General features: G+C 71.0%; 3 protein-coding genes. 1 reads left to right on the forward strand and 2 read right to left on the reverse strand.

Annotated elements, in window-relative coordinates; translation table 11 throughout:
• Window positions 1–97: 97 nt before the first annotated feature.
• Entirely contained in the window at window positions 98–1,582 is a 1,485-nt protein-coding gene (nagZ, locus tag ACIA58_RS15025; protein WP_396404217.1) for a beta-N-acetylhexosaminidase, read from the reverse strand.
• Between the two features lie 219 nt (window positions 1,583–1,801).
• Here nagZ and ACIA58_RS15030 point away from each other — a divergent pair, with 219 nt between their 5' ends.
• Entirely contained in the window at window positions 1,802–2,731 is a 930-nt protein-coding gene (locus ACIA58_RS15030; protein WP_396404218.1) for an ROK family protein, read from the forward strand.
• A 489-nt stretch (window positions 2,732–3,220) separates the two neighbouring features.
• Here the strand turns inward: ACIA58_RS15030 and ACIA58_RS15035 are convergent, their stop codons facing one another.
• Entirely contained in the window at window positions 3,221–14,110 is a 10,890-nt protein-coding gene (locus ACIA58_RS15035) for an amino acid adenylation domain-containing protein (protein WP_396404219.1), read from the reverse strand.
• Window positions 14,111–14,311 lie beyond the last annotated feature (201 nt).

Consider the following 14,311-nt stretch of genomic DNA (forward strand, 5'->3'; position numbering starts at 1 on the left):
GATCCCCGGGCCATCACAATCGGCGGCCGGCGGGCACCCGACGCCTGGCCGGGACGACCGGCGGTGATTGTGATGGCCTGGGGATCCGGCTCTCTTGCTAGCTCTCGCGGGTCAGCTGCCTGGCGATGGCCTCCAGGACGATGATGTTGCGGCCGGAGGTGGTCGCCGAGGGGACGCCGCTCGGTACGACGGCTTGGTCCTCCGGGATGCCGGTGCAGAGGACGAAGACGTTCCCTGGGTGGCCCTGGACGAGGTGGTCGAGCGCTTCGCGCATCCACGGCGTACGGCCGGCGTCCTGGACGGCGATCACGAGCGGTCGGTCTGCGGCGGTCTGAGCGGCCTTGGCGATCGCATCGTTCCCCGGCTCGGCTGCGTTGGTCATGCGGTGCTCGCCGCGGAGTACGACGCCGTCCGCGCCGGGGGCGACGCGGGTGAAGATCTCCGGGAGGCCGGAGAAGTACGGGTTCCAGGCCGGGTGCAGGCCCTGGGTGAGGTCGATGACGTACGGCGCCGGGCCGAGCGCGGGGAACGACTGGCCGACGACCACGCGGTTGGCGACCTCCCGGATCGGGGCGCCGTCGAGGCCCGGCTGTCGAGTGCGCTGACCGAGCGAAGCGGCGAGGGCACGGACCCGTGCGGCCGCGTCGGCGACGCGCTCGGCGGGGAGCGTGCCAGTACGCACGGCATCGGCCACGCGCGCGATCAGGGCCTGCGCGTCCGCGGTACCGACCGCGATCATCGCCAGGTCGGCGCCGGCGCCGATCGAGGCGACGGCGGCGTCCTCGATCGACCGGTTCTTGGTGATCGCCTGCATCTCGAGCGCGTCGGTGGTGATGACTCCGTTGAAGCCGAGCTCCTCGCGGAGCAATCCGGTCAGCACCCGGTGCGAGAGCGTGGCGGGCTGGTCGTCGTACGCCGAGAAGACGATGTGCGCGCTCATCACGACGTCGGCGCCCGCGGCAATGGTCGCCCGGAACGGGGCCAGCTCGACCGCCTTGACCTCCTCGATCGAACGGTCGACCCGCGGGAGATCCGAGTGCGAGTCGACGGCCACGTCGCCATGTCCCGGGAAGTGCTTGGGGCAGGCCGCGATACCGGCCTCGTGGACACCCTCGACGAAGGCGACGCCGTGGCGCGAGACCACGTCCGCAGTACGGCCGAACGAGCGGGTGGAGATGATCGGGTTCGCCGGGTTGCTGTTCACGTCGACCGACGGGGCGAGCATCAGGTCGATGCCTAGGGACGCGAGGGTCGCGGCGGCATCGCGGGCCGACGCCCGGGTCAGGTCGACGTCGTCCAGGTCCCCGAGCAGGCGCGGCGAGGCGAGCGGCCACGGGTTGGCGGGCGCCAGGTGGCTGAACTCGCCGCCCTCGTGATCGATCGCCACGATCAGATCCGGCCGCTCGGCCCGCAGGTCGGCGGTCAATGCGGCCACCTGCTCGGCACTCGCCACGTTGCGGGTGAACAGGATGACCGCGCCGAGCCCGTCGGCGACGGCCCGCCGCAGCTCGTCGGTGGCTGTGGTCCCGGCGAACCCGACCACCAGCGCGCCGGCCGCATCACGTTCCAGTTGATCACTCATCCCCCCACCCTCTCCCGCGCCGGCCCCGGGCCGCCACCCAGCGCGCTAATAATTAGCCGGCTCGGGAGGCGCGGAGGGGCATCGTTGTCAGGACCTGTCATGGCAGTTAACTGCCGTCTTCCTGCGGGTTTGCCGTGATTACTTTCATTCACCCCTGTCTGTTCGGGCCGACTACAGATAACGTTGTCTCTCGACCTGACCGCCCTGACCGGGGGGACGATGAGCGACGACGCAGCGATGGCGCGGGAGACCGTGCTGGGAATCGACATCGGCGGCACGAAGATGGCCGCCGCTTTGGTGTCCGCGGACGGCACGATTCTCTCCGGCGACCGCATCCTCACCCCGGCCGGCGACGCCGACGAGGTGTTCGCCGCGCTCGGGGAGCTGATCGCGCGAGTCCGCGGCGATGTCACTCCCCTCGCTGTCGGCATCGGCTCCGCAGGTCCTCTCGACCAGCAGCACGGCCTGGTCTCCCCCGTGAACATCACCGGTTGGCGCAACTTCCCCCTCGTCGACCGGGTCCGGGCGCTGACCGGCGACGTACCTGTCGCCCTCGGGCTCGACGGGCACTGCTTCGCGCTCGGTGAGTTCTGGAGTGGTGCCGGGCGGGACGCGAAGACCCTGCTCGGGATCGTCGTGTCGACCGGCGTCGGCGGCGGGCTGGTCGTGGACGGCAAGCCGTTGATCGGTCAGTCCGGCAACGCGGCGCACATCGGCCACGTGGTGGTCGACCAGGACGGCGAGGCGTGCGCCTGCGGGTCGTACGGCTGCGTCGAGGCGTACGCGAGCGGCCCGCGGATGGTCGCACGGGCCAAGCGGCAGGGCTGGCGGACGGACGAGGACGTGGACGCCGCCGTACTGGCTGCTGATGCCGCGGCCGGGGACGAGCTGGCACTGGCGACGTTCGACGACGGGGCGCAGGCGCTGGCCGCGGGGATCGTGGCGACCGCCGTCACCGTCGACCTGACCACGGTCGTGATCGGCGGCGGGGTGGCGAAGGCCGGGCCGGTGCTGTTCGACCCGGTGCAGGCCTGGGTGAAGCGGCTGGCGCAGCTGCCGTTCGTCGCGGACCTGACCGTGGAGCCCGCTCAGCTGGACAACGCCGGTTTGCTGGGTGCCGCACATCTGGCGTGGGCGACTCTGGCCTGAACTCGCCGGCCTGAACTCACTGGCCTGAACTTTCGGCTGAACACGGGCTGAAACCGGCCGAACACACAGGTTCTGTCGTTCGGAAAGGGTTATCTCGCGCATCTTTGCGCAATTTTTACGAATATCAGGAATCTCTGTAACGACCGCCCCACTTCACCCGATTCAAGGGATGGATGGGGTGGGGGCACCGTCATCCACGGACGGTCCAGGGGGGCCTGGGACCGGTCGGAAGCGGTTGATCGAGGGGGGCCTTGGATCAACCGGACACGTGAGCGGCGGGCGAGGAGACTCACCCGCCGCAACCGTGTCGCCCGCAGGTCGGGAACCGCCGTGCTTCGGGCAGCGTCCGACCGACTTGGTGAGTGATCGATCTGGTGGAGGGACGAGATCGAACGCGGGTTCTGCATCGTGGACGGCGGTCGGTGGCTGCGGGAGGGCTGCTACTGAACCTGACCCCCCGCCCACGGTGCAGAACCGACCTCGCCCTGATCAGGGCTTGAGCCACTCCGGTTCCGGCAGGCGGCTGCGGTCGAGCCGGCCGTTGTCGTCCAGCGGGAGCTCCTCGATCGGGATCAGATCCGCCGGCACGAGGTAGATCGGCAGTTCCTTGCCCAGGTCAAGCATCAGCCGCGCGAGTACGGCCGGGTCGCTGTCCTCGAGGACGACGTACCCGATCAGGCAGGTGTCGCCGCCGGGATCCGACTGGGCCACGACGACGGCATCGACCACGCCGGGCTGGTCGGCCAGCACGTGCTCGGTCTCGCCGGGCTCGACCCGGTGGCCGCGGATCTTCACCTGGTCGTCGGCGCGGCCCAGGTACTCGAGCATGCCGTCGGCGCGCCAGCGGCCGAGATCGCGGCTGCGGTACAGCCGTGCACCCGGATGGCCCGGATCCGGTACGAACGCGTGCTCGGTCTCCTCCGGCCGCCCGATGTAGCCCTGCGCAACTGCCGCGCCGCCGAGGTGGATCTCCCCGACCGCGCCGACGGGCACGGGCCGCAGCGCCGCGTCCAGCAGGCGTACGACGACGCCCTCGATCGGACGCCCGATCGACGGCCGGTCCTCGGCCGGGTCGACCTCGTGGATCGTGGTGACGATCGACGCCTCGGCCGGCCCGTACTCGTTGAACAGCCGGCAGTCCGGATGCGCGTCCAGGAAGTCCCGCACCTTGTGCGTCAGCACCATCGCCTCGCCACCGGCGACGATCTCCCGCAGCGCCGGCATCTCCGGCAGGCGCCGCATCGTCGCCAGCAACGCGGTCAGCGGGCTGAACGCCATGAACAGGCGCTCGACGCTGTGATCGCGCAGTGCCGCGACGACCGAGTCCGGGTCGTACCGGTCGTCCTCGCCGATCAGCACGAGCGCCGCGCCCGAGGCCAGCGTCGTGAACATCTCCTGCACATGGACGTCGAAGCCGAACGACGTCCACTGCAACGTTCGCAGCGATCGCCTCGTCCGCAGGTAGTGCCGGACCAGGTTGACCGGGCCGCGGTGGGGGACCACGACGCCCTTGGGATTGCCGGTCGAGCCGGAGGTGTAGATGCAGTAGGCAACATCATCGGCCGCCGCCCGCACCGGCGGCGCCTGCCGCGCCCGCGGGTCGCCGTCCACCGCCGCCACCGGGACGAGCCGCAGACCCAGGCGGTCCGCCAGCGCCGCGTCGTCGCCGACCAGCGCAACGGCCTTCGCGTCCTGCACCATGAAGGACCAGCGGGACTCCGGTACGCCGGGATCCAGCGGGAGGTACGCCGCGCCGGACTTGAGCACCGCGAGTACGGCGACGACCATTTCGGTGCCTCGGGCAACGCGCACGGCGACGAGCTGGCCGGGCTTCACGCCGAGATCGACCAGCTGCCAGGCGACCGCGTTCGAGCGGCGGTCCAGCTCGGCGTACGTCAGTTCTCGGTCGCCTTGGACCAGCGCGATCGCGTCCGGGGTGCGGGCGACCTGCTGCTCGAAGAGCGTGTGCAGACCGCTGAGCTCGCCGGCGACGACCGCGTCGCGTCGTACCCGGCCGATCGGACCGCCCGGGTCGACGTCGGACTCGAGTTCGCGGAGCGCCTTCAGGTCCGGCTCGATCGGGACGACGAGCTCGGGGATCCGTAGCGCCGGACGAGTCGTTGCCCTGCGCAACACCTCGGCCAGGTAGTCGAGCAGGCGCTCGATCGTTGCCTGGTCGAACAATCCGGACCGGTAGTCCGCGGTACAGGTGATGCCGGCGCCGTGGTGCGTCAGCCGGAACCGTACGTCGACGGTCGCGGGCAGGTCGTCGTCGCCGTCCTCGAAGTCGACGAGGATCTGGAACAAGGGATCGCGCTCGAGGATGGCGAGATCGGTGCCGGCGTGGTCGAACGCGCCGGCGGTGATGTCGCGGATCCGCTGGGCCAGCTCGCCGAGGTCGGGCTCGCCGGACAGGTCGATGCGCAGCGGGAGCGCGCGGCGGGGCGCGGTGGAGGTGTCACCCTTCGGGCGGATGAGCGAGGATCCGATCGTCACGTCGTCCTGGGCGGCGAACCTGCCGAGGACGGTGGCGACTGCGGCCAGCATCGTCATCACCGGGCTGAGTTTGCGCTCCCGGCTGTACGCGAACACCGCGTCGCCGAGCTCCTCCTCCAGCTCTTGCTTGACCGAGGCAACGGTGTCGTCGCCGGCGGCACGGACGCGATCCGCGGGGAGGACCAACGGTTCGGCTCCGGCCAGCACCTGGTCCCAGTAGGACAGGTCGTTGCGGCGGGCCTCTTCCGTCGCGCTGAGTTCCGCCGTACTGCGGGCGGCTTCTTCGTCGTCGACCCACGAGTCGGCCGTGTCCTGAGCGTCGGTCGGTGGGGCGGCTTGGTCCTCCTGTGGTGCCTGCTCTGGTTGGTCGCCGAGGAGGGCCAGTTGCTCACGCATGAGTTGAGTGACGCCGTCGACCAACTGGCCCGCGACGCGGAGCTGCTGGGACATGAGCGCGGCCATCCCGCTGCCGGGCAGCTCGGCCTCGCTCGTTGCCGCCGCGGCCTCGTCCACCTTTGCCGCAAGCTCTGCGAGACCCGATCCGAGCACTGCCAGGGCCGCCCGCGGATCCCGCGCCGCGGGCTGTTCGACCGTGCTGCTGTCGGCGTCCGGCGCTTCGGCCTCTTCCGTCGGCTCAGCGGTCTGCGTCGGCTCGACGGTCTGCGTCGACTCGGCGGCCTGCGTCGGCCCGACGTCCGCGGTCGGCTCGGGGTCAGCCTCCGGCTCCGTCGTCTGGACAGCTACCGCGGTCGCGAGCTTGTGCGGCGTTGTGTACGTCAGGAAGAGATCGTCCGGCGCCAAGTCCGCCTCGAAGCGGCTGTTGATCTCGTCGATCACCGGCGCCATCTTCGCGGGCGTCGCACCCAGCTCGGCGAACGTGTGGTCCACCGTCAGGTCGTACGGATCGAGATTGAGGTGCTCGCAGGTCAGATCGAGTACGAGATCCAGCGACTCGCGGTACCGCTCCGCCTCGCTACCGGACAGCGCCCCCGCCTGTGCGAGGTAGTCCGCGTCGATCGAATGTGTCTCGGCCGGCAGCGCGAACGGCGACCGCTCGCTCTCCTCGACCTCTGTCGGCTCCGGCTCGAGCTGCTGCATCGGCGGGTCCAGCGGGATCCGCTTGACTGCCGCGTTCGACGGCGGCTCGAACACCGGCGACTGCGCCCGCGCGGCGCGCTCGAACGGGTTCAGCTGCACCCGCGCCGCGGCCGCATTGTTGTCCCCGGCAACCGCCGTACCAGGGCCGGCGAGCACGGTCACGGTCGGGTCGACCGGGTGGTAGACGCGACGGAACGGGTACGTCGGCAGCGGCACGCGCCCGCCGTCCGGGTAGACCTTCGCCCAGGCGATCTCGGTGCCCTGCTCGTACAGCTCGGCCAGCCCGTTCATCGTCGCGAGCACGGGGTCCTGGCCGAGGCGCTGCGCGGGGATCCACGTGCTGTTCGGCGCGATCCGGCGACCGGCGGGGCTCAGTACGGCGTCCGGTCCGAGCTCCAGGAACCGGCGGCAACCGGCGGCCGTGACCGCCTCGACCGCGTCGCCGAACAGCACCGGCTGCCGCAGCTGCCCGACCAGGTAGTCACCGTCGAGCACGGTCCCGGACTCGAGCAGGTCGCCCGACCAGCTCGACACCATCGGCGTCCGCAACGGCTTCAACGTGATCTCGCCGACGATCTCGGCGAAGTCAGACAGTATTGGGTCGACCAACGAACTGTGGAACGCCCGGTCGACGTCCAGCCGCTGCCACGCGACCTCCAGCCGGTCGAGCTGCGCCGCGAGCTGTCCGACGATCACCTCGGAGCCGGTCAGCACGAAGTTTTGCGGACCGTTGCCCGCAGCAACCTCCACGCCGGCCGAGCGGGCGATCTCGCGGACCCGGTCGGCGTCCGCGCGCACCGAGACCATTGCCCCAGGCACCGTTCCGCGCTGCATCAGCTGGCCGCGCTTCGCGGTCAGCCGTACGCCGTCCTGCAGCGACAACGCGCCAGCGACACACAGAGCGGCGTACTCCCCCACGCTGTGGCCGACGACAAGCGCGGGCTGTACGCCGAACGACTGCCAGAGCCGGGCAAGCGCGAGCTCGAACGCGAACAGCGCCGGCTGTGCGGTCTCGGTCGGCCACACACCTTCCGCCGTACCGGTTGCCGGGGTCAGCAGGAGCTCGAGCAGGCTGCCGCCGGTCTCCTCGTGGTACACGCGGTCGCACTCGTCGAGCACGGACCGGAACACCGGGAAGCGCGCGGCGAGTCCCGCCGCCATGCCGCGACGCGCGGCTCCCTGGCCGGTGAAGGCGTAGCCGAGCGGACCAGGTCCACCACGCGGTACTTCGGTTGCCTGTGCGGACCCGAGCGCCTCGACGAGCTCGGCCTCCGTGCCGCCCGCGACCGCGATCCGGTGCCGGTGCGCCGGCCGGCCGAGTGCCGCCGTACCAGCGAGGTCGATGAGGCGGTGGCCGGTGCCGTGGTCGAGGTCCGTCCGGTACAGCTCGACGAGATCGGCCAGGGCGTCCGGGTCGGGCGCGGACAGCGCGAGTACGACGGGGCCGTCGTCGCCGCGGCGGATCTGCCGGGGCGCCTCCTCCAGGATCACGTGCGCATTGGTGCCGCCGGCATCGATCGCGCTGACGCCCGCGCGGAGCGTCGTCTCCGCGTCCCACTCGCGGGCCTCGGTGCCGATCACGAAGGGGCTGCCGTCGAGGGCGAGCGCCGGATTCGGTGCGGTGTAGTTGATCGTGGGGACGAGCATCCGGTGCTGGAGCATCAGGATCGTCTTGATCAGGCCGGCCATGCCCGCAGCGCTGTCGAGGTGGCCGATGTTCGGCTTCACCGAGCCGATCGTGCAGAAGCCGACCTTGTCGGTGTGCCTTCTCAGCGCGGTCGTCAGCGAGCGCACCTCGGCCGCGTCGGCGGTGGCGCTGCCGATCCCGTTCGCCTCGATGTAGCTGAGGGAGTCGGCGTCGAACCCGGCCCGCTCGAGCGCGCGCTCGATCAGCTCGACCTGGTTCCCCGACGGGGCGTCCTCGTTGCTGACCGCAGTACCACGGATCACGGCGTACACCGTGTCGCCGTCGGCGAGGGCCTGGTCGAGACGCTTCAGGAGCACTGCGGCGACGCCGTTGCCGCCGACCGTGCCGTCGGCATCCGCGGCGAACGCGCGGACATGGCCGCTCGGCGACAGGATCGACTCCGGCGTCGGGTGATAACTCGTTGCCTGAGGCACCTGTACGGCGGCGGCGCCGGCGAGCGCGAGATCCGCGTCACCCGAACGCAACGCCTGGCAGGCCAGGTGTACTGCGACCAGCGACGACGACCACGCCGACTGCACGCCGATGGCGGGGCCGGTGAGGCCCAACCGGTAGGCGACGCGCGTCGCGAGCGAGTCGCGCGACTGGTGCTGACGGTTGTAGAGGTTCATGCCCGAGCCCGCGAACACGCCGACGCGGCCCGACGTACCGGCGTACCCGCCGTGCTCCAAGGCCTGATGACACACCTCGAGGAACAACCGCTGAGCCGGATCCATCAACTCCGCCTCGCGGTCGCTCAACCCGAAGAACTTCGCATCGAACGACTCGATGTGCTCCAGCACCCCGCTGACCGCAACCGCGCCGTCCGCCTGCCCGACCTCCTCCGGCGAGAACCGCCGGACACTCTCCACACCGCCGACCAGGTTCTCCCAGAACTGCTCAACACCCTCAGCCCCCGGGAACCGCCCAGCCACCCCCACGACGGCCACCGGCTCCACCACCGGCTTCTCCTGCTTCGCACCGGACTGGCCCTCACCAGCCACCTCGCGCTGCACACCCGCCGCGCCCTGCCCAGCGCTCAACTCCCTCTCGGCAACCGCCGCGCCCCGCCCAAGCGCCCCTGCTCCGCCGACAACACCCTCGCCGTCCGCAAAACCCTGCCCCGCCCGACCCTCGGCACCTGCGCTCTCGGCACCCGTGCCTTCGGCCTCCCCGGCACCAACAGACGCAGCCGAGCCCTCAAACACCTCGTCACCCGCAGCAGCACCCGCCCCGGCAACTACCTCAACGTCGCCGGTCTCCTCGAGGCCCGCGGCCGCACCAACAGCCGACTCCACTTCAACACCGGAAGACTCCTCCGCGACATCCTCGGCCTCAACCGCTACCGCCTGGACCCCCACGGCCCGGCCATCCGAGGCCGCCGACTCCTCACCCGCCGCAGCCTCACCTACCGCGCCCCCACCAGACCCCGCATCCTCCGACTCGCCAGCAACAACTTCACCGGCGTCATCAGACTCAGTCGCCTCAAGCTCCGCGCTCTCCGCGTCCGCGCTCTCCGCGCCGGCACTCTCGGCACCCGTGCTCTCGGCGTCCGTGCTCTCGGCACCCGTGCTCTCGGCACCTGTGCTCTCGGCACTCTCGCTCTCCGCCTCCGCGCCTTCGGCCTCCGCGACCGCCGCGTCCGCGCCTTCAGTTTCCGGGGCGTCGGTGGACTCGTCAGCAGACACCTCCTGCTCGACTCCATCAACCTCCGCACCCTCAAGACCTGACTCAGAAGTCTGCGCCCCGGCCCCCACAGCCTCGTCACCTGCGCCCGCCGTCACCTGAGACGAAGCGCCCGCGACCTCACCGACCTCGACCTCACCGGTGCCCGCTTCCTCGGCCTCCTCGGCGACAATCTGATCCGAATCGTCCGCAGCAGTCAGATCGGAGTCCATCGCCCCACCTGCCTCGCCGCCCGCCTCGGAGGTAGTCGCCGCAGCTAGCTCACGGGCCACAGGTTCGTCGGTCGTCTCCTCATCTTCGGTGACCCCAGCAACCACTGCATCCGACTCGACATCACCCGAGCCGGCCTCAGCCACCACATCATCCGAAGAACGCCCGGACTCGCGTTCGTCCTCAACAACCTCGGCCCGCGCCTCAACCGGCTCCTGCTCATGCCCGACCTGCTCGTGCTCAGCTTGCTCGTCGTCGGCCTGCCCGTCCTCAAACTGCTCCGGCTCGATCGCTTCTGGGTCGGCGGCGGATTCGTGCTCGCGAGTCGGGTGCGACTGTTCTGCAGCCTGCGGCTCGGTCGAGGCAGCCGGTTCCTGCGAACTCTCGGCAGTTGCCTCCTGGCTGCCCTCAGCTGCGGCAGGTTGGTCCTCAACCACAGCCGCGTCGGCGTCAGACGAGGTCTGCTCGACTGCAGACTCATGCTCGGACCCTGGCCCCGCTGTCTCTTCCGAACCAGCGGCCTCGGCAGCCTCCGACTGGGCCTCAGGTACTGCGGGCGTAGCGGACTCAGCCGACTCCGGCGTCAGGTCAGGCTGATCCGCGAGTACTCCGGCAGCACCGTCCTCGGGCGCTACTGCTGACGCCGGCTCGGCCTCTTCCGAGTCCGACTCAGCCTCAGGTACTGCGGTGGCCTCGGCTGCAGGTGCAGCGGGCGCGGACGACTCGGGAGTGAGCTCCGGCTCGGTTGCAGGTACGTCGGTGGCGTCGGACTCGGCTGCTGCCTGCGACGCCGAAGCGGCCTGCTCCGGATTCGGCTCAGGTACTGCGGTGGTGTCCGGCGCAGGTGTTTCCGTGGCGGAACCGGCGGCGGGCTCGGACTGGTCCGGGCTCAACTCGGGGTCGGCCGCAGGTACTGCGGTGACATCAGCGGCAGGTGTAGACGATTCGACTGACTCAGGAGTCGGCTCGGGCTCAGCCGTGGGTGCTGCGGTTGCGTCGGGCGCAGGTGCCGACGATTCGACTGGCTCCGGAGCCGGCTCGGGCTCAGCCGTGGGTACTGCGGTTGTGTCGGGCGCAGGTGTCGAGGACTCGGCTGGCTCAGCAGTCGGCCTGGCCGCAGCCGTAGGTACTGCGGCGGAGTCGGGTGCAGGTACCGAGGATTCGGCTAGCTCAGCAGTCGGCTCGGCATCAGCCGCAGATGCCGCGTTGCCGTCGGGTGCAGGTGTGTCGGATGTGGTGGAGTCGGCCGGCTCGAGGGTGAGTTCGGGCTCGGTCTCAGGCGCTGTCGCGGAGGCAGGCGGCTCGGCTGTGGCGGCCGCCGTGGTCTCGCGGCCGGGAGGTGCCGGCGACATGAACTCGCTGATGGCAGGAAAGTCCGTGTCGGCTGTCGGCTTGGCGTCGGGTGAGGACGCCGGCTCAGCTGAGGTGCTCGCGATGGCGGACGGGTCGGAGGAACTACGGGCGGCCGGGGAACTAGACGCGTCAGCGGGTGCCATGAGCGAGTCAAAATCGGCGGCCGGGGGTGCGGAAGGCGCCACGGCGGAACTGGATGCGGGTGCGGCGGTCGAGGGCGCCGCTGGCGCGGAGGCTGTCGCCTCTGCGGGCGAGGTAGGTCCGGACGCCACAGGCTCAACCGTCGCGGCGCCGGACGCTGCCGGGTCGATCGCACGGCCGGACGCTGCCAGGTCGGACGCTGCTGCGTCCGAGGGTGCGGGCTCAGGTACGGCGGGGGCGGAGGAGCTCGCGGCAGTTGGAGAATCGGACGACGTCAGGTCAGACGCTCCCGGGTCCGCGGCGGCAGGCGCGGACGGCCGTGCGGGCGCAGGTTCCGACGCTGCCGGGTCGGACGCCGCCGGGTCGACTGCTGCCGGGTCGACTGCTGCGTCCGAGGGTCCGGGCTCAGGTGCCGCGGGGGCGGAGGAGCTCGCGGCGGCTGGGGAATCGGACGGCGCGGCGTCCGACGCTGCCGGGTCGGACGCTGCCAACTCGGAGGTCGAGACGGACTCGCGCTCCGACGGCGCGGCGTCCGACGCTGCCGGGTCGGACGCTGCCAACTCGGAGGTCGAGGCGGACTCGCGATCCGAGGGCGCGGTGGACGCGCGCTCGGACGGTGCGGTGTCGGTGGCTGCCGGGTCGGAGGTTGAGGCGGACTCGGGCTCCGACGGTGCGGTGGGCTCGGGCTCGGACGGTGCGGCGGGCTCGGGCAGCCCGGCGGGTGTGGGTGGGCTGGGTGGTGTGGGGGTGCCGAGGGTGGGGCGGGAGGGGGGTGTGGGGATGGAGTTTTGGAGTTCGCGTTTCCAGGCTAGGCGGACTACTGGGAGTTCGGTGGTGCGTTCTGAGGGGTCCTCGTCGGCGTACGGGGTGGTTTCGGGGGTTGCCGAGGGGCCTTGGCCGGTGGGGCCGGAGTTGGGGGTGGCGCCGGCTGGTTCTACGTGGGGGGCGGCGAGGGGCTGGAGGAGGGTGCCGTCGATCCAGCGTTGTTTGAGGAGGGGGCGGAGGATCTTGCCGCCGGGGGTGGTGGGGAAGTCGCGGCGCGGTACGCCGACCACCTGCGCCGGGAGGCCGAGGCGGGTCTGGATCAGGCTTCGGATCGCCTGGTCCATGCCTGGGACCGAGTCCGGTGTGAGCGCATAGAACACGACCAACCGATCGGTCCCGGTCTCCTCGTCCGCGACGCCGCAGGCGGCGACCAGGCCGTGCTCGGCGCCGACGACCGTGGTGGCAACGGACTCGATGTCGTGGGCGTAGTGGAGCTTGCCGGACATGATGATGCGTTCGCTGTCCCGTCCGGTGACGACGACCTGCCCACCGGTGATGAACCCCTGGTCCCCGGTCGCCAGCCACTTCCGCGCCGGCCAGTTCCCGACCGGGAACGCGGTCCGGTCGGCCTCCAGATTCCCCAGGTACCCCGGCGTCACCCGCGCGGACGCGACCTGCAGCTGACCGATCCGCCCCTCCGGCAGTACGGCGCCGTTCGGTGCCACGATGCGCACCGTCGTGCCAGGCGCCGGCGCACCGACCGACACCAGCGAGAGCACACCCGGTACTTCGGTCCGCGTCTTGCCCGGCCGGGCGACGGCGACCTTCCCGGACGACGGCCGCTGGTCCACCCACTCGACCACGCCGGTCGGTGGGATGCGCACGCGATGCACGTTCGGCGTCAGACCGGGGCGCGCGAACGTGATCCCGGTGACCGTCTCGGTCATCCCCCACGCCGCCACGAACGTCTCCGGTACGACGCCGAACCGGTTCGTCACGCGCAGGAACTCCGACATCACCGGCACGGTGATCTGCTCGCCGCCGCTGACCAGACTGCGCAACGCGGACAGGTCCCAATGCCGGTCCGGCTCCCCCGCGACAGCCGCGGTCGCGAGCCGGTACCCGAAGTTCGGCGACCACGAGTGATTGACGCGGTGCTGGTCCATCAGGTCGAGCCAGCGCAGCGGGTTGGCCAGCACCCAGTCGGTGTTCACGTGGATGTTCGTGCACCCGGTGAACACGGGCAGCAGGTGGTACAGCAGGAACGCGCCGCTGCGATCCAGCGGCAGCCAGTTCAACGTCGTCTGCCCCGGGCGCACCGGCAGCATCGCCGGCGTACCGGCGGCGAACTCGACCAGCCCGCGGTGCGTCAGCTGCACGATCTTCGGCGTACCGGTCGATCCCGACGACAGCATCAGTACGGCGACGTCGTCCGCGGCCGGGCGGTGAAAGTCCGAGGTCGGCTCGTGGCCCGCCATCGCGTCGGGGTCGAGGACCGGCAGCCCGAGGTCGTTCGGCAGGTCGGACGGGCGGCCGATCAGGACCGTCCAGCCGAGCAGGTCGGTGATCTTGCGGAGCCGCTCGCGGCCTTCCTCGGTCCGGTCGCCGCCCGGGTTCGGCGCGACGAGCAGCGGCCGGATGCCACCGAGCGTGCAGGCCCAGAACGCGGCGAAGAACCCGACCGGCTCGGTGCAGTGCACGACGGCGGGATCACCCGCGCGTACGCCGTTCGCGCGCAAGCCGGCCAGTATGCGGGCAGCGAGCTCGAGCAGCGTCGGGAAGTCGAGCTTGGTCTCGCGACCGTCCGCACCGATCTCGACCACACCGGCGGCACCGAAGTCACGCGCTGCACGCAGCAGCGCGCTCGGCAGATCGCGTGGGTAGCCCGCGGGAATCATCAATGCCGGCCCGGTGGAGATCGCCGGCCGGTCCGCACCACTTCTCACGCCGTTGCCACCACCAGCTGCTGCACCGGGGGCTCAGGCGCGGATACGGGTGTGGGTGTGCTGGGACGCGTGCAGACGTCGGCAACGAGCAGAGAGACGCCGACCAGTTGGCGACCCACGGACACGCGCCTCCCGAACTGGACGGAGCGGGTTCAGGGCAGACCCGCCTCACTTCACACCGAAAGCAGCCCCGTATTTCCG

The sequence above is a fragment of the Kribbella sp. NPDC051586 genome, assembly GCF_044453965.1.
In the GTDB taxonomy this organism is placed as follows: domain Bacteria; phylum Actinomycetota; class Actinomycetes; order Propionibacteriales; family Kribbellaceae; genus Kribbella.

What these genes read in the sequence shown, in the direction of transcription:
- nagZ (WP_396404217.1), bottom strand. Translation starts at nt 1,582, where the DNA reads ATGAGTGATCAACTGGAACGTGATGCGGCCGGCGCGCTGGTGGTCGGG.
- ACIA58_RS15030 (WP_396404218.1), top strand. Translation starts at nt 1,802, where the DNA reads ATGAGCGACGACGCAGCGATGGCGCGGGAGACCGTGCTGGGAATCGAC.